20 protein-coding genes are annotated in these 23,442 nt (G+C 61.5%); 6 read left to right on the top strand and 14 right to left on the bottom strand.

Features of this window, described 5'->3' with window-relative positions; genetic code table 11:
- Positions 1 to 67: 67 nt before the first annotated feature.
- From LJ737_RS15830 to LJ737_RS15810, 5 genes are all read right to left on the bottom strand, one after another.
- Positions 68 to 1,117 carry a hypothetical protein gene (locus LJ737_RS15830; protein WP_227767441.1) on the bottom strand — a complete coding sequence of 350 codons (1,050 nt, stop codon included), beginning with the start codon at positions 1,115 to 1,117 and terminating at the stop codon, positions 68 to 70.
- Positions 1,118 to 1,376: 259 nt separating this feature from the next.
- Positions 1,377 to 3,515, bottom strand: coding sequence for a carboxy terminal-processing peptidase (locus tag LJ737_RS15825; RefSeq protein WP_227767439.1), 2,139 nt, complete (start codon positions 3,513 to 3,515; stop codon positions 1,377 to 1,379).
- A 222-nt stretch (positions 3,516 to 3,737) separates the two neighbouring features.
- Positions 3,738 to 4,706 carry a hypothetical protein gene (locus LJ737_RS27155; protein ID WP_317206656.1) on the bottom strand — a complete coding sequence of 323 codons (969 nt, stop codon included), beginning with the start codon at positions 4,704 to 4,706 and terminating at the stop codon, positions 3,738 to 3,740.
- 250 nt (positions 4,707 to 4,956) lie between these two features.
- Positions 4,957 to 5,340: a hypothetical protein gene (locus LJ737_RS15815; RefSeq protein ID WP_227767437.1), complete on the bottom strand. Its 384-nt coding sequence runs from the start codon at positions 5,338 to 5,340 to the stop codon at positions 4,957 to 4,959.
- A 105-nt stretch (positions 5,341 to 5,445) separates the two neighbouring features.
- Positions 5,446 to 6,645 (bottom strand): proline dehydrogenase family protein, encoded by a 1,200-nt coding sequence (locus LJ737_RS15810; protein WP_227767436.1) that lies wholly within the window; start codon positions 6,643 to 6,645, stop codon positions 5,446 to 5,448.
- 156 nt (positions 6,646 to 6,801) lie between these two features.
- On the opposite strand from LJ737_RS15810, the gene LJ737_RS15805 reads away from it, so the two are divergent.
- Complete coding sequence (locus LJ737_RS15805) at positions 6,802 to 7,884, top strand: bifunctional 3-deoxy-7-phosphoheptulonate synthase/chorismate mutase type II (RefSeq protein ID WP_227767433.1); 1,083 nt, start codon at positions 6,802 to 6,804, stop codon at positions 7,882 to 7,884.
- A gap of 9 nt (positions 7,885 to 7,893) precedes the next feature.
- Here the strand turns inward: LJ737_RS15805 and LJ737_RS15800 are convergent, their stop codons facing one another.
- Positions 7,894 to 8,310 carry a hypothetical protein gene (locus LJ737_RS15800; RefSeq protein ID WP_227767431.1) on the bottom strand — a complete coding sequence of 139 codons (417 nt, stop codon included), beginning with the start codon at positions 8,308 to 8,310 and terminating at the stop codon, positions 7,894 to 7,896.
- A 106-nt stretch (positions 8,311 to 8,416) separates the two neighbouring features.
- Between LJ737_RS15800 and aroB the strand changes: the two genes are divergently transcribed.
- Both aroB and LJ737_RS15790 read left to right on the top strand, forming a co-directional pair.
- The gene (gene aroB / locus LJ737_RS15795) at positions 8,417 to 9,454 is read left to right on the top strand and encodes a 3-dehydroquinate synthase (protein ID WP_227767429.1); all 1,038 of its coding nucleotides are present in this window, start codon (positions 8,417 to 8,419) and stop codon (positions 9,452 to 9,454) included.
- Positions 9,455 to 9,517: 63 nt separating this feature from the next.
- The gene (locus tag LJ737_RS15790; RefSeq protein WP_227767428.1) at positions 9,518 to 10,756 is read left to right on the top strand and encodes a 3-phosphoshikimate 1-carboxyvinyltransferase; all 1,239 of its coding nucleotides are present in this window, start codon (positions 9,518 to 9,520) and stop codon (positions 10,754 to 10,756) included.
- A gap of 113 nt (positions 10,757 to 10,869) precedes the next feature.
- Here the strand turns inward: LJ737_RS15790 and LJ737_RS15785 are convergent, their stop codons facing one another.
- From LJ737_RS15785 to LJ737_RS15760, 6 genes are all read right to left on the bottom strand, one after another.
- Positions 10,870 to 11,640: an ABC transporter substrate-binding protein gene (locus LJ737_RS15785; RefSeq protein WP_227767791.1), complete on the bottom strand. Its 771-nt coding sequence runs from the start codon at positions 11,638 to 11,640 to the stop codon at positions 10,870 to 10,872.
- A gap of 255 nt (positions 11,641 to 11,895) precedes the next feature.
- Complete coding sequence (locus tag LJ737_RS15780; RefSeq protein ID WP_227767426.1) at positions 11,896 to 12,447, bottom strand: hypothetical protein; 552 nt, start codon at positions 12,445 to 12,447, stop codon at positions 11,896 to 11,898.
- Positions 12,448 to 12,629: 182 nt separating this feature from the next.
- Positions 12,630 to 13,502: a glycosyltransferase family protein gene (locus LJ737_RS15775; RefSeq protein WP_227767424.1), complete on the bottom strand. Its 873-nt coding sequence runs from the start codon at positions 13,500 to 13,502 to the stop codon at positions 12,630 to 12,632.
- 261 nt (positions 13,503 to 13,763) lie between these two features.
- Positions 13,764 to 14,834 (bottom strand): M42 family metallopeptidase, encoded by a 1,071-nt coding sequence (locus tag LJ737_RS15770; RefSeq protein WP_227767423.1) that lies wholly within the window; start codon positions 14,832 to 14,834, stop codon positions 13,764 to 13,766.
- 307 nt (positions 14,835 to 15,141) lie between these two features.
- Positions 15,142 to 15,405 (bottom strand): hypothetical protein, encoded by a 264-nt coding sequence (locus tag LJ737_RS15765; protein ID WP_227767420.1) that lies wholly within the window; start codon positions 15,403 to 15,405, stop codon positions 15,142 to 15,144.
- 14 nt (positions 15,406 to 15,419) lie between these two features.
- Entirely contained in the window at positions 15,420 to 16,988 is a 1,569-nt protein-coding gene (locus tag LJ737_RS15760; RefSeq protein WP_227767418.1) for an acyl-CoA carboxylase subunit beta, read from the bottom strand.
- 249 nt (positions 16,989 to 17,237) lie between these two features.
- On the opposite strand from LJ737_RS15760, the gene LJ737_RS15755 reads away from it, so the two are divergent.
- Positions 17,238 to 17,975 (top strand): restriction endonuclease, encoded by a 738-nt coding sequence (locus LJ737_RS15755; RefSeq protein ID WP_227767416.1) that lies wholly within the window; start codon positions 17,238 to 17,240, stop codon positions 17,973 to 17,975.
- Between the two features lie 61 nt (positions 17,976 to 18,036).
- On the opposite strand, the gene LJ737_RS15750 is transcribed toward LJ737_RS15755, so the two are convergent.
- Both LJ737_RS15750 and LJ737_RS15745 read right to left on the bottom strand, forming a co-directional pair.
- Entirely contained in the window at positions 18,037 to 20,634 is a 2,598-nt protein-coding gene (locus LJ737_RS15750; protein ID WP_227767414.1) for an ATP-dependent Clp protease ATP-binding subunit, read from the bottom strand.
- 52 nt (positions 20,635 to 20,686) lie between these two features.
- A complete protein-coding gene (locus tag LJ737_RS15745; RefSeq protein ID WP_227767413.1) occupies positions 20,687 to 21,364 on the bottom strand; it encodes a WbqC family protein in 678 nt (225 codons plus the stop codon).
- A 266-nt stretch (positions 21,365 to 21,630) separates the two neighbouring features.
- Here LJ737_RS15745 and LJ737_RS15740 point away from each other — a divergent pair, with 266 nt between their 5' ends.
- Positions 21,631 to 22,521, top strand: coding sequence for a hypothetical protein (locus LJ737_RS15740; protein ID WP_227767411.1), 891 nt, complete (start codon positions 21,631 to 21,633; stop codon positions 22,519 to 22,521).
- 44 nt (positions 22,522 to 22,565) lie between these two features.
- On the top strand, positions 22,566 to 23,426 hold the full coding sequence (locus tag LJ737_RS15735) for a lysophospholipid acyltransferase family protein (protein WP_227767410.1): 861 nt from the start codon (positions 22,566 to 22,568) through the stop codon (positions 23,424 to 23,426).
- Positions 23,427 to 23,442 lie beyond the last annotated feature (16 nt).

Genomic DNA, 23,442 nt, shown 5'->3' with positions numbered 1-23,442 from the left:
ACCGCCAGCCCAATGGGCCAGCGGTTACGTGTATATGCAGTCGTAAGTAGTCGGTGGTGCGGGCCGCTTAGGCCGCCATGCCCAATTGCGGCTCGCCTTCGGTCAAGGTAGGCGCAACGCGGGTGCGCAGGCGCTCTTCCACGAAGCCGTGCTGCAAGTGCTTGGGCAGGTTGTTGACCAGCTCCTGGTAACGCTCCAGGCCGAGGGCCTTGGCCACGTAGGTCTCGTGAATGCCGTTGAGGTAGCTCACGATGTCGAGCAAGGACTGGTGGAACAGGCGGAAGTCGATTTCGGCTTCTACGAAGCGCTCAATCTCGCGGCTGGTCTGCGAGATGCGCAGGCGGCCCAGCAAGTCGAAGATGGTGGTGTAGCCCAGGCGCCAAGTAATCTGCTGCCAGTGCTGCGCCGTCCACTTCTCCAGCGGCTGGCCCGTTTTCTGGCTGCGGATGGCCGTGCTGGGGTTAGCTTGCAGCTGCTGCCGCACGCTCACGGCTTTCTGCTTGCGGGTGGTGCGCAGAAACTGCCCGATCTGGGCCTGCGCATCGATAGCCTTGCTGGCAATCTGCAGCCCGGCCTTGTAGCCGGCCAGCGGCAAGCGGTGGATGCTGAAGTCGCCGTAAGAACCAGCGGCGTAGAAGGCCACCGGACGCGGGTAGGCGTTGCGCACGACCAAGCGGCCCACTTCGCGGCGAATCAGCGCGGGGTTGTTGGTGCGCACGCCGGCCGTATGCAGGAAGGCCTGCAGGCCAGCCATGATGGCGTGGTAGGCCTGCGGGAACGTCCAGTGCAGGGCGTTGCGCAGGTAGTCATCGTCGCCGAGGTCAGCGGTGGCGCGCAGGGCGTACTCCGTGCTCCAGCAGCTGTGCAGGTATTTCTCCACGGCGGCGCGGTCGGCTTCGGTCAACTCGGCTTGGTGGGCCCGGAAGAAGGGGAGATGCTGCAGCCCACCCGTCGCGTCGTCCGCCTCGCGGATGTGGTAGCTCAGGGCGAAGAAGTAGTTCAGGAACACCTGCGCCGGGATGGACTTGCGCCATGCCTCATCATGCTGAAGCTGTGCGTCGTCGGACACGGGCAATTGCAGGACGTTGTCGGTCAGTTGTTCGTTGTTCGTCATCATATCTGCTCAACGCAAGTTAACCCGATATGGTGCCGATTTGCTAATTTTTTTGGTATGATTTTACTAAAAATATTTAGTTGATAATCAATGTATTGAATGAGTGTTAGATAAATTTGTTGGGTAGAATAATCGCCGTTGATTATCAGCTGGATAGAACTACTCAAATAGCGTAGTCTAAGCATAGCCGTCAGTAAACGAAACACCCCCGGCGCCGCAAGGGCACCGGGGGTGTTTCGCTAAAGGCGTTGGCGAACCGCGCTTAGCGCTTGGTTACCTGCGGAGCGTCGATCTGGTCTTTCACCACCGCTACGGCTTCGCGCAGGTTGATGTCCTTCACCAGGTTTTTCGACATGCGGCTGCGGCGGTTGGTCTGCACCGAGTCGCCCTGCACGGTGCGCAGGTCGGCGGCCAGCGGGGCGATGCTCAGGGCCGGCGCGGCTTTCTGCAGGTCGTCGTACTTCTTCGACTCGGCTTTGGCTTGTTCCTGCTCGGCGCGGTAGGTAGCCAGCTTCAAGGACACGCTGGTGTCGTCCTTGCGCTTGCGCATGCGCTCCACGATGTCCGTCACCAGCTTGAAGCTCGGGCTAGCGGCCACGCGGGCCGTGCTGGCGGCTTTCAGCTTATCGATCTGCGGGGCCTGCTGCCACGCGCGGTAACGGGCCGGGTTGATTTCGTCCCACTTCAGCGGGTAATCCGAGTCTTTCTCGCCTTGGTCGAGGTAGCTATACGCGTCGGGCAGCACGATGTCGGGCACCACGCCCTTGAACTGCGTCGAGCCGCCGTTGATGCGGTAGAACTTCTGGGTCGTAAGCTTCAGCGAACCGAAGGGCTTGATAGCGTTGAACTCGGCCGGCAAGGCGTCATCGAGGTTGAAGATGCGCTGCACCGTGCCCTTGCCATAGGTGCTGGTCGAGCCCATAATCACCCCACGCTTGTAGTCTTGAATGGCAGCAGCCAGAATTTCCGACGCCGAAGCGCTGTACTTGTTCACCATCAACACCAGCGGGCCGTCGTACTGCACGCGCGGGTCACGGTCGTTGAGCACCTGGGCCGAGCCCTGGCCCGAACGCACCTGCACCACGGGGCCGCTGTCGATGAAGAGGCCCGCCATTTCCACGGCGTCGGTCAGGGAGCCGCCGCCGTTGGTGCGCAGGTCAAACACGATGCCCTGCACGTTCTCGGCTTTGAGCTTTTCCAGCTCCTTCTTCACGTCTTCCGCCGAGCTGCGGCCGCCTTTCTCGTCGTTGAAGTTGGCGTAGAAGGTGGGTAGGCGCAGGTAGCCAATTTTCTTGCCGCCCTCGTTGATGACGGCCGATTGGGCGTAGGTTTCTTCTACGATGACCACGTCGCGGACAATCGGAATAACCTGGGTACTGCCGTCGGGCTTTTTCACCGTCAGGCGCACTTCCGTGCCTTTAGCCCCGCGAATAAAGCTGATGGCTTTGTCGAGGCGCATGCCTTCGATGGTCACCGGCTCGGCGGCGCCTTGGGCCACGCGCTGGATGATGTCACCGGTCTTGAGCTGACCCTGGCGGTACGAAGCCGAGCCAGGGATAATGTCGGCCACTTTGATCTGACCGTCTTTCTCTTGCAGCGTCGCGCCGATGCCCTCGAAGCGGCCCGTCATGGCAATGTCAAACGACTCCTTGTCTTTCGGCGCGAAGTACTCCGTGTGCGGGTCGTAGGTGTTGGCAATGGTATTGGCCCACAGCGCCAACCGGTCGTTGGCGTCGTTCTGCATCAAGTCGCTGAACTGCTCGTCGAAGTACTTCAGCACGCGCTTGCGGGCTTCGGCTTCCATCTGCACCGCCGTCATGGCCGGCTCGGTGGCTTTCTTCGGGTCGCGCTTGGCCTGCTCGTCCTGAATTTCGGCCAGGCGCGTCATGGTGTGGTACTTCACGTACCGGCGCCACTCGTCGCGCTGAGCCGCTTTATCGGCCGGGAACTGGGCTTTGTCGAAGTCCGTCTGGAACGTCTCTTCGGTCGTGAAATCAAGGGGCTTGCTCAGCAGCTCGCGGTACAGGGCCTGCGCTTCTTTAGTGCGCTGGTCCATCAGCTGCGTCGACAGCTCCAGGAACTCGTGCGAGCCGCGCTTCACCTCGTCGTCGATGTCGGTCTGGTACTTGCGCAGCTGGGCCACGTCCGACTGCAGCAGGAATTTCTTGGAGTAGTCGATGCGCTTCAGGTACAGGTCGAACACCCGTTTCGAGAAGTTGTCGTCGATTTGCTCCGGTTGGTAGTGCGCCTGGCTCAGGCCCTGCAGCATGGCCTTGATCAGGACTTCTTCTTTTTCGGGGGCCGGGGCGCCGGTGCCACGGTAAAGCTTGTAGGAGGCCAGCACAAACACTGCCATCACGACAGCGGCGTACAGGCCTATTTTCAGGCGAAGGAATGACATGGGCAGGGACGCGGTAAAAAGTGGTGTGTTGATGTACGTAAAGCCGCACCGAATGGGTATGGTCAAAAATCGGCCCATTCATCTAGCTTAACCAGCCTCGCTGGGCAATAGTGCCCAAGGAATAGCTTCCGGACTATAGAAACAAAAAAGACCTCCCCGGTTGCGGGGAGGTCTTGATAGCCAGCCTAAAAAAATGGCCGGGCGTTGGTACTAGCCTAGCGGCTAGTAGTAGATACGGTCGCCGTTGTTGCGGCGGAACTCGTCTTGGAAGTGGCGGGCGTCTTCGTCGTTGCGGGGGCGTACGCCCATCACAATGCCGCCATTCTTGATGTCGTGCTCGTACTCAGCAGCCCGCTCTTCGGGGATGCCCGAGCCCACCAGGGCGCCTACCAGGCCACCCGTCAGGCCACCGGCACCGGCACCGGCCAGCGCAGCGGCCAGCGGGCCGGCCACGATCAGGCCCAGACCCGGCAGGGCTACCGAAGTACCGATAGCGGCAATGGCACCGATAACGGCACCGGCCGTGCCACCGATGGCCGAGCCTACGCCGGCACCTTCCATGGCTTTGCTGCCGAGTTCGGTATCGGGCGTATGGTCACCAAAGTGCGTTTTGCGGGTGTCGTCCGACATGAGCACGTTCACGTCATCCTTGGTGTAGCCCCGCGACGACAGCGTCGAGTAAGCGCGCTCAGCCGATTCACGGTCGCGGAAGGTCGAAGTCAGGTAACGGCCCGACTGGTTGCTCGAACCGTAGGTCGTGTCGTTGCCGGTTACGGCGCGGGCAGCGTCGCCGGCGGTGTTTTGCACGGCGTCAATGCCGCGGCCCACTACGGCGCCGGGGGTGCCGGCAATTTCGCCGCCTTTCTGGGTGGCGCTGTAGTCGTGGTGCTTGTCGTCCGGATCCACGCTGTTTTGCGGGGTGCTGTACGACGAGGTCGAGCCCATATTGCTGTTGCCCATGCCCGAGCCCGAGTTGTAGTTCGTGCCGGTGCTCTGGTCGGTGCCGGCGCCTACTTGCGAGGCCGACGACGTGTTGCCGCTCGAGTTGATGCCCGACGAGCCCATCGAGCCGCTGCCCGAATGCTGGGTGCTACCGTAGCCAGCACCAGCGCCGGTACCTTGGTTGGCGGGATTCATCGAAGAGCCAGTGCCGGGCGTGTTGCCCAGGTTGGAGGTGTTGTCGGTATTCATGACAGGTGAGGTTGTGGTTGGGTGAAAAGGGAAGGAGATTTTGCCGAAGCTAGCTCGAGGGGACGAGCTTACATTCGTTTGGGTCCTTAACGGGGGGCTTTCCGTCCGGGTTGCGTTGGCCGTTACAAAAGCCTATGCGCATTTGCAAGCCGAGGGAGGAAAAAGCGTACTTAATACCTCGTTAAACGCAAAAAAGCGAAGCTGCATCCGATGCAGCTTCGCTTAATCAGGTACCTCGCGGCGGGCCGGCTTACTCGACCGTGGCCCCTGAAAACTGGGCGTAATTTTTTTCGTCGCGCCAAAAGTCCCGGCACTCCGCCCGCAGATTCGACAGGAAGTCGGGGTTTTGCTTTAGCTCGCGCCACGGGCCCAGGCCCAGCCGTTCGCAGAGCTTGAAGAAATTGTCACCTTGGCCCTTGGAGCCTTCCACTTTCACCAAGCAGCTCAGTATAGGACGACCCGCGGTATATTCCGTTTCCGAAATTTCGGCCAGCAGCTCATTCAAGCGGGATTTTTCGTGCGAGATGTCGAGGTTGAGGCCTAGTTCCGCTTCTTGCACCACCGTCAGGTAGCTGACGGTGCCGGTCTGGTGCCGGGAGTAATTGATGAGGAAGCGGCGGACGCGAGTTATCATGTGAGGAGTAAGGGGAGTTGAGAGGGGTTAAAATACCAAAAAAGCCCGTGGCGTTGGACAATTCCAACGCCACGGGCCGGTTTCCAACAACTATGCCATTGATTGTTAGCGCCCTTTATTTTTGCGGCGGTCCATTTCGCGCTTTATAAGGAGAAACTCGCGGCTGCTCTGGCCCGAAATGGCCGTGTTTTCGTCGGCGCGGCGCAGCAGGTAGGGCATCACCGCTTCCACCGGGCCGTAAGGTACATACTTCGCCGTATTGTAGCCGGCGTGGGCGAGGTTGTAGCTCAAGTTGTCGCTCATGCCGTAGAGCTGCGCAAACCACACCCGCTCGTCGCCGGGCGCCAGGCCCGCTTCGGCCAGCAGCTCGGTGAGCAGGCGCGAGGAGGCCTCGTTGTGGGTGCCGGCGCAGATGGCAAGGCGGTCAAGATGGGCCACCGAGTAGCGCAGAGCCTCGTCGTAGAGGGCGTCGGTGGCTTGCTTGGTGGGGTTGATGGGGTTTTGGTAGCCGCGTTGCTGGGCCACGCGGGCTTCTTTCTCCATATAAGCACCGCGCACCAGCTTGGCGCCCACAAAATAGCCTTCCTGCGCGCCACGCTCCACGTCGGCCTGCAGGGCATCGAGTCGGTCGTGGCGGTAGAGCTGGTAAGTGTTCCACACAATGGCGCGCTGCTGGTTGTAGCGGCGCATCATGTCGCGGGCCAAGTCGTCGATGGTGTCCTGAAACCAGCTTTCCTCGGCGTCGACGAAGACGCGCACGTTCTGATCATGAGCACGGCGGCAGAGCGCGTCGATGCGTTCCTGGGCCCGCGCGTAGGCCTGCTGCTCGGCGCTGCTGAGCGCCTGGCCGGCCTGCACTTTTTCGAGCAGGGCGCTGTCGGCCACGCCCGTTACCTTGAACACCGAGAAGGGAATGTGCGGGTTGCCGGCGGCCAGGTCGATGGTGCGCAGCAGCTCGTCGCGGGTTTGGTCAAAGCTTTGTTCGCTGCCTTCGCCTTCCACCGAGTAATCGAGGATGGTGCCGATGTGGTACTTGCCCAACTCGGCAATGACGGGCTTGCACTCCTGGATGGTTTCGCCGCCGCAGAACTGCTTGAAGATGGTGTGCTTGATGATGCTCTTGGTGCCCGGGATGCCCCAGCTCAGGGCCTTCTTCATCACGCCGCCGCCGAAACTCACTAGGGAGTTGTTGTTCATGGCGGCGAACAGGGCGTACATCTGGCGCAGCTCCGCGTCGGATTTGCTGGCGAAGGCTACGGCCGTGTTGTCGAAGGAAACAGCGGGGTGGGTGAGGGGCTCGGGCATGGGGCGGGGAAAGGTTGGGGCCGCGAAGATAGCCACGAAACATCGGACCAAGGGCCGTAGTTTAGCAGCTAGAACGCGCCGGTGGCGCCCTTACAACGCTTACGCGGCAAGGGGAGTTCGGCCCCGGACCGGCCGCCCCCGCGGCCGCCGCTTCCCATGCAAATCGACACGTATTTTACCCGCCGGCTGGCCCAGAAAGGGCAGCCGCTGCTGTTTGCCGGCCCTTGCTCGGCCGAAACCGAAGAACAGGTAATGGCCACCGCCCGCGGCCTGCAGGGTCTGGGCGTCGACTTGTTTCGGGCCGGCATCTGGAAGCCGCGCACCCGGCCGGGCTCCTTCGAGGGCATCGGTACCGAGGGGCTGCGCTGGCTGCAGCGCGTGCGCCAGGAAACAGGCCTGGCGGTGACGGTGGAAGTAGCCACGCCGCGTCACGTGGAAGAAGCCCTGGCCCACGGCGTGGACGTGGTCTGGATCGGGGCGCGCACCACGGTAAACCCCTTTGCGGTACAGGAGCTGGCCGAGGCGCTGGGCGGCACCGGCGTGCCGGTGATGGTCAAGAACCCCGTCAACCCCGACCTGGCGCTGTGGGCCGGCGCGCTGGAACGCCTCGACCGCGCCGGCGTGCGCGACCTGGCCGCCATTCACCGCGGCTTCAGCACCGGCGCCCCGAGCAAGTACCGCAACGCGCCCACCTGGGGCATTGCCATCGAGCTGAAGACGCGCTTTCCGGAACTGCCGCTCATCTGCGACCCGAGCCACATCACCGGCCGCCGCGACTTGCTGCTGCCCGTGGCCCAGAAAGCCCTCGACCTCGACTACGACGGGCTGATGCTGGAAACCCACCCCGACCCCGACCACGCCTGGAGCGACGCCGCCCAGCAGGTGACGCCCGAGCGCCTGGGCGAAATCCTGCGCGAACTGAAGCACCGCTACCGCTCCACCGACAACGCCGACTACCTCAACAAAGCGGAGGAGCTGCGCCAGAAAATGGACGTGGCCGACCAGGACATCATTGAAGCTCTGGCCCGCCGCATGGCCTTGGTGGAGGAGCTGGCCGAATACAAAAAGCAGAACAACGTGAAGATTCTGCAGCTGGACCGCTGGAACGAAATCTTCAAAAGCCGCCCGGAGTGGGCCGCCAAGCTGCGCGTCAACGACAAATTCGTGGCCGAGCTCTACAAGCTCATTCACATCGAGAGCATCCGCAAGCAGACGGAAATCATGCAGCGGCCGGAGTAGCGGAAGCTGCTATTCCGCGCGGCGCGGCGCCAAGGTGTAGGTCTTGCGCGGCGCGTCGAAGCAAATGCCGTAGTCGATGACCAGGGTGTCGCCTCGCACGGTGTAGGTGGCTTTGGCGGGCTCGGCCGCGCCCGACCACGCCAAGGTGACGATGGGCGCGTTGGCTTCGCAGGCGGCCGCGCCGGTGGCCAGCTGGTAGGTGCCGGCTTGCTTGGCTTGCCCGTTCTCGAAAGCGGTTACGTGGCCCTTGCCGTCAAACTCAATGGCCTCTTGGGGCGTGGGCGTGTTGGGCGGGCAGTTGCAATCCTGGCGGCTGAGCGCCCAATAGCCCGTTATGCCGTCGGGTTTAGAGACGTTCTTGTCGGTTTGGCAGCCCATAAGAGCGGCCGTGCCCAGCGTGAGGCACAACGTAATGCGAAGCAGCATGCGGTGAAGAATGTGGGTGCAAGTGGATAGTATACGGCGACGCTGGCCGGTTGCCCACCCTCGTATGTCGCGTACAACCCATCCGTAACCCCGAACTTAGCGCCCCATGACCGATTACCTCCACCTCGGGCCCGCCGCGTTGCCCGCCCTGGCCGCCCAGCTCAGCCGCCCCGGCACCACGCAGGTGGCCGTGCTGGCCGACGCCAACACCGCGCGCCTCTGCTACCCGGAGCTGCAGCCCTACCTGCCCGCCGGGCACCGCCTCATCAGCATCCCGGCCGGCGAAGAGCACAAAACCCTCGAAACCTGCCAGCAGGTGTGGACGGAGCTGACCGAGCACGGCTTCGACCGGCACAGCGTGCTGGTGTGCCTGGGCGGAGGCGTGGTGACGGATTTGGGCGGCTTCTGCGCGGCCCTCTACAAGCGCGGCCTGCGCTGCGCGTTGGTGCCCACCACGCTGCTGGCCCAGGTGGATGCGGCCATCGGCGGCAAAACCGGCGTCGATTACCACGGCTACAAAAACCACCTCGGCGTGTTTCAGCTGCCCGAGGCCGTGTGCATCGACACGCGCTTCCTCGGCACCCTCGACCCGCGTGAGCTGCGCGCCGGTTACGCCGAAGTCGTCAAGCACTGGCTTATTGCCGACGCCGGCGCGTTCGAGCAGGGGCGGCGGCAGGGCTTGTTCGTCGACGACTGGCTGCCCGTGGTGGAAGCGTCGGTGGCCGTGAAGCAGGACATTGTGCAGCAAGACCCCACAGAGCGCGGCCCGCGCAAGCTGCTCAACTTCGGCCACACCGTCGGGCACGCGCTGGAAAGCTACTTGCTGCTGCAGGGCCGGCCCATTCTGCACGGCGAGGCCGTGGCCGTGGGCATGGTGTGCGAGGCGTGGCTGTCGGTGCAAAAAGGCTTGCTGACGCCCGAAGAGCTGGATAAAATCGAAACCTTCCTCTTCACCGTCTTCGAGAAAGTGCAGTTCATCCTGCTCGAAACCGAAGCCATTGCCGAGCTGGCCCGCCAAGACAAGAAAAACCAGGGCGAGGTCATCAACTGCACCCTGCTGCGCGGCATCGGGCAGGGCGTGTACGACCAACCAGTGACCCTGGCCGAGCTGGCCGCCAGCCTGCGCTACTACCACCGGCTCTAAGTTTGCCGCCGTATTTTCCTCGTTGAACCCGCGCAGCCTGGTCTTGCGCCCGCACTTGCCTTCGTGCTGACTCCCCACTTCCCCGACTCCCTGACGCTGCATTGGTCCGGCGGCCCCCTGCGGGGCACGGCCCTGCTGCCCGCCTCCAAAAGTGAAAGCAACCGCGCCCTCATCATTCAGGCCCTGGCCGGGGCGGGCACGCTGCACAACCTCTCCGAAGCGAACGACACCCAGCTCATGCGCCGCCTGCTGGCCCATCCCGAGGCGGCGGAGTTCGACGCCGAAGACGCCGGCACCGTGATGCGCTTTCTGACGGCCTACCTGGCCGCCACCGACCGCCGCGCCCTGCTCACCGGCACCGCCCGCATGCAGGAGCGCCCCATCGGCGTGCTCGTCGACGCGCTGCGCCAGCTTGGCGCCCGCATCGGCTACGAGGGCCGCGAGGGGTACCCGCCGCTGCGCCTGCAGGGCTGGGCGCCCGCGGCCGGTGCCCCGCTGAGCGTGCGCGGCGACATCAGCAGCCAGTTTATTTCGGCCCTGATGATGATTGGGCCGCTGCTGCCCGCCGGCCTGCACCTGCAGCTTACCGGCCACATCGGCTCGCGCCCCTACATCCTGATGACGGCGGCGCTGATGCGGCACTTCGGCGCCGAAGTGGACGTGCAGGAGCGCGACGTGCACGTGGCCGCGCGCCCCTACCAACCCGCCGACTACACCGTGGAAGCCGACTGGTCGGCGGCCAGCTACTGGTACAGCCTGGTGGCGCTGGCGCCCGAAGGCTCGCAGCTGCACTTGCCCGGCCTGCGCCGCCACTCCTGGCAGGGCGACCAGGCCATCGTGCGGCTGATGGAGCCGCTGGGCGTACGCACCGAGTTTGTGGCCGACGGCGTGCTGCTGCGCCAGGTGCCCGAGCGCGCCGCCCGCGTGGCCATGAACTTCACCGACTGCCCCGACCTGGCCCAGACCATTGCCGTGGTGGCCGCCGCCACCGGCGTGGTAGTTGATATGACCGGCCTGGAAAGCCTGCGCATCAAGGAAACCGACCGGATTACTGCCCTGCAGCGCGAGCTGGCCAAGTTTGGCGCGGTGCTGGCACCCGAAGGCCGCGACATGTTCCGGGCCTCGGCCCCCAATCTGCACGTGGGCGGCCAGACCGTGCATACTTACCACGACCACCGCATGGCCATGGCGTTTGCCCCGCTGGCCCTGCGCGGCGACATCACCGTGGAAGCGCCCGCCGTGGTGCGCAAGTCTTACCCCTTCTTCTGGGAGGAATTGCGCCAAGCAGGGTTTGAGCTGTAGCCCGGGCGGCAGCTGGCCCGCGGGTGGGAAGTGCCGACCGATTGATTCTGCTTTTTGACTAAGCATCCGACCTGATGCGAGCCAGACCGCAGGAAGGCACCGCCAAGCTTACGCTACTGCGGGTGTGCCAGCTCGCGCAGCTCCCGGAAATACGCCGCCGAATGCTGCAGCCGGCTGCCGTACCAGCTAAACAGCTCGCCGTCGACCACCCGCACCTGCGCCGCGGGGCACAGCGCCTGGAATTCGGCCACGTGCTTGGCCTGAAAGGGGTAGGGCTCGGAAGAAAGCAGGATGAATTGTGGCTGGGCCGCGGCCAGCTGCTCGGCGCTGATTTCGGGGTAGCGCGTCAGGTCGGCAAAGACGTTGCGGAAGCCGGCTAGCGGCAGCATTTCGTGAATAAAGGTGCCCGCGGCGGCCACCATGTAGGGCTGCCGCCAGATGAAATACGCCGCCGTCGGCAGGGCCGGTACTGGTGGTAGCGCCGCCAGCGAGGCGCCGATGCGGGCGGTGAGCTGCTCGGCGCGGGTTTTGACGCCCGTTATCAGCCCCACGCGCCGCATCATGTCCAGCGCATCCGCTAGGGTCACGATGTCGCTCATCCACACCGGACACTGCGCCGCCAGCTGCTCGATGCCTTCCTGGTAGTTTTCCTCCTTGTTGCCGATGATGAGGTCGGGCCGGAGCGCGGCAATTTTGTCGAAGTGAAAGTTCTTGGTGCCGCCAACTACGGTGGCTTGCTGCCGCGCTTCGGCCGGGTGTAAGCAGAATTTGGTCACGCCAACGACCCGCTCGCCGAGGCCCAGGTCGAACAGCAGCTCCGTTTGCGAAGGCACCAGCGACACGATGCGCCGGGGCGGAAACGGCACGGCCACGCGGCGGTTCATCTGGTCGGTGACGGTGAGCGGCGGGAAGATGGGTGGGGGAGTGAGCACGGCAGCAGGGTAGGGCCGCAAGATAAGCCGCTGGCCCGGTACGCCGGCCGCGTACGGCCCGCCGCGCGAGGTTCACGCTGGCGGCAGTACCCGTAGGACTGCCGAAAGCAACCACAGCGGTGAAAGCAGTTCGGGCCGGCGCGGCAGAAGTACCTGTCTTCTGCCGCGCCGGCCCGAGCAAGGTAAGCGCGTCGCTTGTAGCCGGGACTACGCGAGTTGCTGGTGTAGCTTGGTGGGGGAGACGTCCGAACGCTGAAACAGCCACGCGGCGGCGAGCCACAGCGCGGCAAAAACTCCACTGATGGCCCATTCCTGCGGGGCTATCTGCAGGTGCCAGATCAGTAGCCCTAGCACGGGAACCAGTATTTGCAGGCCCGCGGTGGCCAACATGGCGTAGGCCATGCCCCGCGGCTGGAAGCGCGCTACCACCGCCCCGGCCAGCCCCACTACGAGGACCACGCCGCACAGCAGGTTGGCTGGGTTGGGGCCGCTGCCGATAAAGCCCACTGCCAGGTTGGCCCACAGTTGCAGCAGCGCCGTCAGCACGGCCCCGGCCGCGGCCAGTCGGTAGGCCAGGGTCCCCCGCCGGCTGGCCACCAGCTCCAAGGCGAAGCCGGCGCTAAACAGCAGGGCGCCCATTACCACAAAATCGAACGGGCTCCAGTTGACTTCGGCCGTGAATTGCATAGCTACCAAAGGCACCAGCAGCAGAGCAGCGGTACCGAGCGAAACGCGGGTGAGGCTTTTGGTAAGGTTCATGGTTTTGGGAGTTTGGGCAGACGCAACCTGGTGATACCACAAAGGAAATAAAGAACTTTGTGTTTCAAAGTAATTTACGAACAAATATATTTTCAGTTGCCCGCAGCGGCCTGTCTTGCAATAGTTTGAAGCTAGATTTTGGGCACTGACTACGCCGGCCAGCGACTAATAAAGCTCAGAGCTTACACCAACCGGTAGTTGCGGTACTCAAACAGGCGCTTGCCCGTCAGCTGCTCAATCCAGTGCAGTACCCGGTTCTTCAGCTTGAAGTGCTTGCGCGTCACGTCGATGTCGACCTGCCAGTTTTGGCGGTTCACGCGGTCCTGCATCACCGCCGGGTGAGTGCCCGCGAAGCGGCGCAGCGAGTCGTAGTCGTCGAAGTTGAAGACTTCGGCCGCGGCCAGCGGGTGCTGCTCGGGCGCGCGGCCCTCGTCCCAGAGCGAATCCAGGTTCTTGATTTTGGTGAGCATTTGCTGCGGACTCTTCACCCAGCCGTAGTGGTACACGCTGGCGTGGGCGGGCTTCACCCGCAGCTTCTCGCCGTTGCGCCGGAAGCCCTGCGCGTCGCGGTAGGAGCGGATGGCCTTGTCGTTGCGCACTACGCGCACCTCGCGGCGGTACCAGCGGCGGCTGTCGCCGATGTAGTCGTAGGTGCCGTAGAAGTGGGTGTAGTCAAACAGCAGCCCGTCCACCTCGGGGTCGTGCAGGTGCTCTTTGCAGGCCTTGCGGATGGCGTGGTGGTACTGCTCGTGCACTACCTCGTCGGCCTGAATGTAAAACGCCCAGTCGGCCTCGGGGCTGATCTGGGCAAAGGCCTTGTCCGTTTCGGCCGCCAGCACCGCGCCGCCCTTGCGCAGGGCCGGGTCCCAGGTAGAGTGCACGATGCGAATCTTGGGCGAGTGAATGCTGCGAATCAGCCCCTCGGTGTCGTCGTCGCTGTCGCCCACGCTCACCACCATCTCATCTACCACCGGCAGAATGGAGCGGATGGCCTCCACAATGGGGTAGTCGTTGATGACCGCGTTGCGGATGATGGTGAAGCCGGAAATGAACATGCGGGCGGGGCGGGGAACGAATTACGGAGAAACAAAAGAACGTCATTCCGAGCGAAGCCGAAGAACGGAAGGAAGACGTAGCCACTGTGGCGAGGCTCACCAAACGACCAAATCAAAACGTCATTCCGAGCTTGTCGAGGAATCTCGCGAGCTGATGCCTGATAGCATTCTTCCTAATTGGGAGAAGATTTTACTACCGCAGGTCAGCACGCGAGATTCCTCGACCAGCTCGGAATGACGTTTTGATTTGGTCGTTCTGGCTTAGCTGAAATAACGGAAGTCGTGCTTGTCCTCGATGCGCAGCAACGCTTCGTAAATCAGGTCGATGACGTGCTGCACGTCGTCGTGGCTGACGGTTTCGACGGTGGTGTGCATGTACTTCAGCGGCAAGGAAATCAGGGCCGAAGCCACGCCGGCGCCAGCGTAGGCAAAGGCGTCGGTGTCGGTGCCGGTAGCGCGGGTGGCGGCGGCGCGCTGGAAGGGAATTTCCTTGGCCTGAGCTGCCTCAATGATCAGGTCGCGCAGGTTGTTTTGCACGGCCGGCCCGTAGGTAATGACCGGACCCTTACCGCAGTGAATGTCGCCGGAGGTTTTCTTCTCGTACATCGGCGACTGGGTGTCATGGGTCACGTCCGTCACGATGGCCACGTCGGGCATGATGCGATGGGCAATCATTTCGGCCCCGCGCAGCCCGATTTCCTCCTGCACCGCATTCACGATGTAGAGGCCGAAGGGCAAGATGTTGCCTTCTTCCTTCAGGCGGCGAGCCACTTCGGCAATCATGAAACCGCCGATGCGGTTGTCTAACGCCCGGCCCACCAGGTACTTGCCGTTCAGCTCCATCAGCTCGTCCTCGAAGGTGACGACCGAGCCCACGTGAATGCCCATTTCCTCCACTTCCTTCTGCGACGAGGCGCCGCAGTCGAGGAAGATGGTTTCGATGGTCGGCGCCTTGTCCTGCTCCACCTTGCGCACGTGAATGGCCGGCCAGCCGAACACGGCCCGCACCGGCCCGTTCTTGGTATGGATTAGCACCCGCTTCGACGGCGCAATCAGCGCGTCGGAACCGCCGTTGCGGCGCAGGTAGATGTAGCCCTCCTTCGTGATGTAGTTGACGAACCAGCTGATTTCGTCGGCGTGGGCTTCGATAACGACTTTGTACTCGGCCTTGGGGTTGACCACGCCCACTACGGTGCCGTAGGTGTCCACGAAATACTCGTCGATGTAGGGCTTGATGTACTCCAACCACACCTTCTGGCCTTCTTTCTCGAAGCCGGTGGGCGAGTGGGTGTTCAGGTATTTCTGCAGGAAGTCGAAACTCTCTTGGCGCATGGTTTGGAAAAGGAGCGGTTAGCTCACGGGTTGGTGAAGAATGTAAATGAATAAGGAAAATACCAAAAAGCAGCCTCCGATTAGCATTAAATAACGACTTGCGGGGTTGGCAGCAACCCACGAACTATCAGAAGGCGCGTCGTTGGCCAAGACCCAAAGCACGAGGAGCAACACACCCAGCAGCCGGTACTTGGGCTTATACCGCAGCACTATACCGGTAAATAAGCTAATGCCGCCGAGAATGGCCAATAGCGAATTGGCGGATGGTAAGTTCATGCTCTAACCTAGTTGGTGTTTGACATTCGACCTACCGATTCGCGGACGTTATGCCCCAGCTAATGAGCAGGCTGCCGCCGCCAATGAGTAACAACCAGCGGCTGGCTTTGTGCGGAGCGGAATCAATATTGGTGCCGGGGTCCGTCCAGTCACCGCTAAACAGGGACGCCAGCGTCAGCACAACCAGCAGGGCCCCGAGCAGCCAGCGCCCAGCCTTAAATCGCAGCAGCAGCCCGATAACCACCAATACGATGCCGAAGCCCGTCAGGATGGTACCGGTCTGCTGCCAATTCATGCGGCCTTCGTGGGTTACAGGGGAATATTCCCGTGCTTCTTACGCGGCAACTGGTCTACTTTGTTTTCGAGCATCTTGAAGGCGCGGATGAGCTTCTGCCGCGTCTGCGAGGGCACGATGACCTCGTCGACGAAGCCGCGGTGGGCCGCCCGGTAAGGCGTGGCAAACTTGCGCTGGTACTCATCGACCTTCTCCTGCAGCTTGGCTTCGGGGTCGTCAGCGGCAGCTATTTCGCGCTTGAAGATGATTTCAGCCGCACCCTTGGCGCCCATCACCGCAATTTCGGCCGTGGGCCAGGCGTAGTTCATGTCCGCCCCGATGTGCTTGCTATTCATCACGTCGTAGGCGCCGCCGTAGGCTTTGCGGGTAATAACGGTGATGCGCGGCACGGTGGCTTCGCAGAAGGCGTAGAGCAGCTTGGCGCCGTTGGTGATGATGCCGCGCCACTCCTGGTCGGTGCCGGGCAGGAAGCCGGGCACGTCCTCCAGCACCAGCAGCGGGATGTTGAACGAGTCGCAGAAGCGCACGAAGCGGGCCGCCTTGGTCGAAGCGTTGATGTCGAGCACGCCGGCCAGCACCGCCGGCTGGTTGCCCACGATGCCGATGCTGCGCCCGCCCAGCCGCGCAAAGCCCACCACGATGTTCTCGGCGAAGTTCTGGTGCACCTCCATGAACGAGTCCTGGTCGATGATACCGTGGATGACCTCGCGGATGTCGTAGGGCTGGTTGGGGTTGTCGGGAATGATGCTGTCCAGCTCCGTCCGCAGCTCGTCGCCCTGGGCTTCGTAAGGGTACACCGGGGCGGTGTCCTCGCAGTTCTGCGGCATGTAGCTCAGCAGCTGCTTGAGCTGCTGAATGATGGCCACCTCGTTGGGCGCCGTGAAGTGCGTCACGCCGCTTTTGGTGCTGTGGGTGCTGGCGCCGCCCAGTTCTTCGCTGGTCACCGTTTCGTGGGTTACCGTCTTCACCACGTTCGGGCCGGTCACGAACATGTAGCTCGTGTCTTCCACCATCAGGATGAAGTCGGTAATGGCCGGCGAGTACACCGCGCCGCCCGCGCACGGCCCCATGATGGCCGACAGCTGCGGCACCACGCCCGAGGCCAGGGTATTCTTGTAGAAGATGTCGGCGTAACCGCCCAGGCTCACCACGCCCTCCTGAATGCGGGCCCCGCCCGAGTCGTTCAGGCCGATAACCGGCGCGCCGTTCTTCATGGCCAGGTCCATGATCTTCACGATTTTCTCGGCGTGCGTTTCGCTCAAGGAGCCGCCCAGCACCGTGAAATCCTGCGAGAAAACGTACACCAGCCGGCCGTTAATCGTGCCGTAGCCCGTCACCACGCCGTCGCCGAGGTAGTATTCCTTGTCGAGGCCGAAGTCCTTGGAGCGGTGCATCACAAACTTGCCGATTTCCTCGAAGGAGCCGGGGTCCATCAAGAGGTCCAGCCGCTCGCGGGCCGTCAGCTTGCCCTTCTTGTGTTGGGCCTCGATGCGGGCCTGGCCGCCGCCCAGCAGGGCCTCGGCATTTTTCTGTTCCAGTACTTCGAGTTTGCTCAGCGTCGGGTCGGCGTGCGGATCGGACATAGGGTGGGAGAGGGGATGCGAAAGGTCAGTTGGGAAAGGAGGCCAAAGGTAAGTTGTGGAGGCAAGATAGCCGAATGGGTGTTGGGGTGGGTTTAGTATATAGCTTTAGAACAGAACCGTTATGTACTCAGATTGCTTAGCCGATAGTTGGGAATGCAATGTGTAATAGGTCGCTTATTTGAGATTTTTTGTTATGTTGATATATTAATTGAACTTAATTAGTGCTGGTACTACGGTATGCTCCATTTTATGAAGCCAAAAAACAGCTTATACTTTCTAAGATTGTTCAGGACGCCAAACAGCGAAGTTTGGCTAATTGATTTTAAAGGTCAAAGGTTGGGGGTTATTCATTTGCATTTCACAAAATGTATTTATGGGGATGTTATATTGTGGGATAAGATTACAGACAGCGAAATGAATGATCTTATTTCCTATTTAAAAGATTGGTTGGTAGATACGATTCAGGATAGAGATGATTTTATATTTTCTGTCTACCAGGCAAAAGAAATAGGGTCATATTCAGATACAGTAGATCATGATGATTACGCTCCTACAAAGAAGGATTTGAAAGAACACGGAGTTCTTATTAACAAGATGCTATCTAAATATCAAGATGCCAGAGGGCAGCTGAATGAACACGTAGTGAAAGAATATTTTGCAAAACTCGGCTTTGTCTCAATAAAAGCAAGTCAGCAACTTGATGCACTTAAGGTTGATGTTATTGCTGAAGATGATGAAAGGCTAATATGTTGCCAAGTGAAATCTGGTAAAGTTGATAATAGAAAAATGCACGATATATGTAAAGCTATTGCTGGTATTGATGAAAGTAATGGTAAAAGGAAAATAATAGCAATTGTTGCTGATTCTTTTCCATCCACCGTTGAGTTGATAAAGGATGGATTAGAAGCAAAATTTGGTTTAAGGGTTTGGTCGATACTTAAAAGTCAAATACTTCAGGAGCTTCCTCAATATAGAAAGACGTTGTAAAAAACAAAAAACGGCCGGCTCCCTCGCGGGAACCGGCCGTTCTTCATTTACTCAGGGCTGGTTATTCGCCCGTCTTGCCTTCCGGCGACTCCGGCGTTTCGGCCGGCCGCTCGTCGCTGGCGAGTGTGGAAGCCTCGTCGCTCTTGTGCGAGCTGAACGTGAGTTCCTCCTTGCCTTCCTCGAAGTCGGCAGTGATAACGTCGCCCTGGGTCAGCTGAGCTTTCAGGATTTCCTCCGCAATCGGGTCTTCGATGTACTTCTGGATGGCCCGGTTCAGCGGACGCGCGCCGTACTTCGGATCGTAGCCTTTCTCGGCCACGAAGGTCTTCGCGGCTTCGGTCAGCTCGATGCGGTAGCCCAGGGCTTGTACGCGCTGGCGCAGCTTGGCGAGCGAGATGTCGATGATCTTGAAGATATCTTCCTTCTGCAGGCCGTTGAACACGATAACGTCGTCCAGGCGGTTCAGGAACTCCGGTGCGAAGGTCTTGCGCAGCGCGCTGGCAATGGTGCCCTTCATCATGTCGTCCATGTTCTCCGTGCGGGCCTTCGTGCCGAAGCCGATGCCCACGCCGAAGTCGGCCAGATCACGCGCCCCGATGTTCGAGGTCATGATGATGATGGTGTTGCGGAAGTCCACCTTGCGGCCGAGGCCGTCGGTCAGGATGCCGTCGTCGAGCACCTGCAGCAGCAGGTTGTACACGTCCGGGTGCGCCTTTTCGATTTCGTCGAGCAGGATAACCGAGTACGGCTTGCGGCGGATTTTCTCCGTCAGCTGCCCGCCCTCTTCGTAGCCCACGTAGCCGGGAGGCGCGCCGACCAGGCGCGATACGCTGAATTTCTCCATGTACTCCGACATGTCGATGCGCACGAGCGAATCTTCCTTGTCGAAGAGGTAGGTAGCCAGCACCTTGGCCAGCTCCGTCTTGCCTACGCCGGTCGGGCCGAGGAATACGAACGAGCCGATGGGCTTCTTCGGGTCTTTCAAACCCACGCGGGTGCGTTGGATGGCCTTCACGAGCTGGGCAATGGCCTTGTCCTGGCCGATTACCTTGCCCTTCAACTCCTCACCCATGTTGAGCAGCTTGGCGCTTTCGTTCTGGGCCACGCGGCTTACCGGGATGCCAGTCATCATGGCAATAACCTCGGCCACGTTTTCCTCCTTCACGGTGTAGCGCTTCTTCTTGGTCTCCTCTTCCCAGTTCTTCTTGGCCTGGTCGAGTTGCTCAATCAGCTTCTTCTCCGTGTCGCGCAGGCGGGCGGCTTCCTCGTACTTCTGCGACTTCACCACCGCGTTTTTCTCGCCCTTGATGTTCTCGATCTGCTCTTCGAGCTTCACGATGTCTTCGGGCACCACGATGTTGTTGATGTGGACGCGGGCACCAGCCTCGTCAAGGATGTCGATGGCTTTGTCCGGCAGGAAACGGTCCGACATGTAGCGGTCCGACAGCTTCACGCACGCTTCAATGGCCTTATCGGTGTACACCACATGGTGGTGGTCCTGATACTTGTCCTTGATGTTGTGCAGGATTTCGATGGTTTCCTCCGGCGTGGTGGGGTCCACCATCACCATCTGGAAACGACGGGCCAGGGCGCCGTCCTTCTCGATGTACTGGCGGTACTCGTCCAGCGTAGTGGCACCGATGCATTGGATTTCGCCGCGGGCCAAAGCCGGCTTGAACATGTTCGAGGCATCCAGCGAACCGGAAGCACCGCCGGCGCCCACGATGGTGTGCAGCTCGTCGATGAACAGGATAACGTCGGGCGACTTCTCCAGCTCGTTCATCACGGCCTTCATGCGCTCCTCGAACTGGCCGCGGTACTTGGTACCGGCTACCAACGAGGCGAGGTCGAGCGTAACGACGCGCTTGTTGAAGAGCACGCGCGACACTTTCTTCTGCACGATGCGCAGGGCGAGGCCTTCGGCAATAGCCGTCTTACCCACGCCGGGCTCACCGATCAGAATCGGGTTGTTCTTTTTGCGGCGCGACAGAATTTGAGCAACGCGCTCAATTTCCTTTTCGCGGCCGACGATGGGGTCGAGCTTGTCGTCTTCGGCGAGCTTGGTCAGGTCGCGGCCGAAGTTATCGAGCACGGGCGTGCGCGACTTTTCGCCGGGCTTCTTGGCAGCAGCCGAGCCGGAGCCTTTGGACGAGCCAAACAGTTTGTCGTTGTCGTCGTCGTCGGTGTCCGAGGGGCCCGAGGTCGGGTTTTGGCTGGTGTTACCGCCGTGGTAATCCAGCGAGTCGCGTACGGATTCGTAGTTCACGTTGAACTTGCTCAGGATTTGGGAAGAAATGTTGTCTTCATCGCGCAGAATCGAGAGCAGCAGGTGTTCGGTGCCGATGATTTCGCTCTTGAAGATTTTGGCTTCGAGATACGTAATCTTCAGGACCTTTTCCGTCTGCTTCGTCAGCGGGATGCTGCCCGTTATACTGATACCTTGGGTGGCAGTGTTACGAGTGGCTTGCTCGAGGGCGTATTTCAGTTCCTCGACGGAGACGCCGAGCTTCTTCAACAGAGCAATGGCGGTGCCTTCACCCTCCCGAATCATCCCCAGCAACAGGTGCTCGGTGCCTATATAGTCGTGGCCGAGTCGGATGGCTTCCTCCCGACTCAGGGAGATGACCTCCTTGACTCTATTTGAGAATTTCGCTTCCATGCAGATAAGGTGAGAAAGAATCCGGATACGCGCAAATCAGGGGTTCCGGATATCAAATACTTAAACCGGCTCTCAGGGCAGAAGGTTCGCCGCCGGTCAGGGGGGCCGGCAGTAGCAGTTGGCCGGCCGCCGGACCCGCTGCGAATAGCAGGTCCAGCACGCTCAGCCCGGGTACAAACGCCGCGCCAAAGCACTGCCGATAGGGCCCGCGCAGCCCCGCACCTGACGCTGTGTCAGGCAGGGCCTTCGGGCTTAGCCAATCCCGCCGGTCCAGGACGGTGCCGGGCGGGTAGCTGGCATGCCACTCAGCCGTAAACTCCACCGGCAGGGTCAGGCGCAGGCTGCGCAGAATAAGGCGCAGCAGGGCAAGATTAAGGTCAAAGAGCCGGTCGGGTTTGCTTACGTAGATATCGTGGAAATAGTCGGCGTAGTACTCGAAAAAAGAGCTGTTGCCGTAGGCCGTTTGCAGGGTGCGCCAGTGGCGGTGCACCCAGTTTTGGCGGTAGTCGATTTCCAGCGCGTCGATGCCGACTTTTTCGGAGCGGTTGCCGTCGACGACGGGCACGGTGAGCGGCTGCACACCCTGGGCGGTAAGCACGAGGCAGCGGTTGCGGTAGGTTTGCTTGTGGTAGTGCTCGTGCCGCTCTAACAACAGCCGGTCGGCCGCGAGAAGTTCGGCGAAGAAAGCGGCCGGCGGGCAGTAGGGCAACTCGAAAAGAACCGTGGACATTGTGGCAGGTTTGGGCGGACGGCGTGGCGGCAGTACGACGCCAACGTCGTGCCGCTACCAGCTTTCAAAGACGGCAAAGGTGAGGAAATGGCCGAGTATTGACCGCTGCGCCGGGGCAAGCAGCAGCGGGTTGTTTGGGTCATGCAGTAACAATACCAAGAGTGCGCTTAAAAGTCGTGCTGCTGCTGCGGACACTGCGCGGGCACTTCGGCGGCGTTTTTGCGTTGTAGGCGCAGTACCTTTCGCTTTCACCGCCCTTGATGCCCATGCGCCTGCGCTTTTTGCTGCCCCTGCTGCTTTGGTTGCTGACTGCCGCGTCAGCTTCTGCCGCCACGCCCACGCTGCTGCTCGACGTGGCCCGCTTCCGCCCACTGGCGGCCGGCAACAGCTACGAAGTGGAGCTGTACCTCACTGTGCCGGGCAACGGCCTCACTTACATCAAGCGCACCCGCGACACCTACCAAGCCGCCGCGACCGTGACCCTGCAGGTGCTCGGGCCCGACGGGCGGGCGGTGCATGCGGAGACGATAACGCTGAAACCGCCGGTTATCAGCGACACCACCATCGGCATCAAAAACCCGCAGAGCTTCCTGCGCCGGCTGACCTTGCGCAGCGGACAGTACAGCATCAAGGCCGAGCTGAAGGACCAGTACCGCAAGACGGCTGGCACTTTCAAAGTCGATGAGCCGCTGACGCTGGATGCGCCGACGGCCACCCCGGCGCTCAGCGACATCGTGTTTTTGGCCAAGGCTGCCGGCAAAACGACCGAGCAAAGCAATTTCAGCCGCGGCGGGTATTCCTTGGTACGCACCCCGGCCGGCAACTACGGCCGCGGCGCCGACCAGCTGTACTTCTACGTGGAGCTCTACAACGCCCCGACCGGCCAGCCGCTGACGCTGCACTACCACGTGGAGTCGGCGGAGGGATTCGCCGCCGACGCGGATGCGCCGCTCGGGCAGGCCAAAGCCGGACGCGCCACGCCGGTGGCCGGGGAGCTGCCGCTGGGCGGGCTGAGCCAGCTGGGCGTGCAAACCGACGGCACCTACACGCTGACGGTGGAGGTGCGCAGCGGCAAGAAAGTACTGGCCGCCCGCACCGGGCAGTTTGTGCGCAGCCAGCAAGAGTACGCGCCGGCGGGTGCATCTTTGCCGCGATGAGTACCGCTGCAAAACCGCCCGTACGTCCTTTTCCGTGGTATTACTTGCCCCTGCAGTGGTTGCTGCTGGGGCTGGCGCACCTGCCGCTGTCCGTGCTGCACCGCCTCGCCGACGTGCTGTACCTGCTGATGCGCTTCGTGCTGAATTACCGGCAGCGGGTGGTGCTGGCGAATCTGCGCAACTCGTTTCCGGAGAAGCCCGACGCCGAAATCCGGCAGCTGCAACGCGGCTTCTACCGGCACTTTGCCGATGTCATCGTAGAAATCCTCAAGCTCGCCGCCATCAGCCCGGCCGAAATGACGCGGCGCGTGCAGATTCGCAACCTGGAGCTGTTTGAGCGGCATTTTGCGGCTGGGCGCACGGTGCTGGCGCTGGGCTCGCACATCGGCAACTGGGAGTGGATTTTGCCCGCCGGGGCGGTGTATTTTCCCGGCAAGGCCGATGGCGTGTACAAGCCCCTGCACAACCCGTTTTTCGAGGACTTCATGCTGCAGCTGCGCACCCATACCGGGGCGCGGCTCATTCCCATGCGCGACACCCTGCGCGACATGCTCCGCCTGCGCGGGCAGCCCCGCAGCCTTTCCATGCTCTCCGACCAAAGCCCCGGCGGCCTGGAGCAAACCTACTGGACCGACTTCCTGCACCAGGACACGCCCTTTTATACCGGTGCCGACAAACTAGCCGCGCAGTTTGGCTGCCCGGTGCTGTACGTGAACATCGTGCGCCAGCGCCGCGGCTACTACGAAATCATCGTGGAGGAACTGCACGACGGCCAGACCCCGCTTGACAAGCAGGCCCACGTCGTGACCGAGCAGTTTGCCCGCCGCGTGGAGCGCGACATCCGCGCCCGGCCCGCCGACTACCTCTGGTCGCACCGCCGCTGGAAACACAAAAGGCAAGGGTGAACTTGTGAAAGGGGAA

Origin of the sequence: Hymenobacter sp. 15J16-1T3B, assembly GCF_020711235.1 — a bacterium.
Classification (GTDB): domain Bacteria; phylum Bacteroidota; class Bacteroidia; order Cytophagales; family Hymenobacteraceae; genus Solirubrum.
The sequence above is the reverse complement of the archived record's forward strand: the minus strand, read 5'-3'. Positions and strand labels throughout refer to the sequence as shown.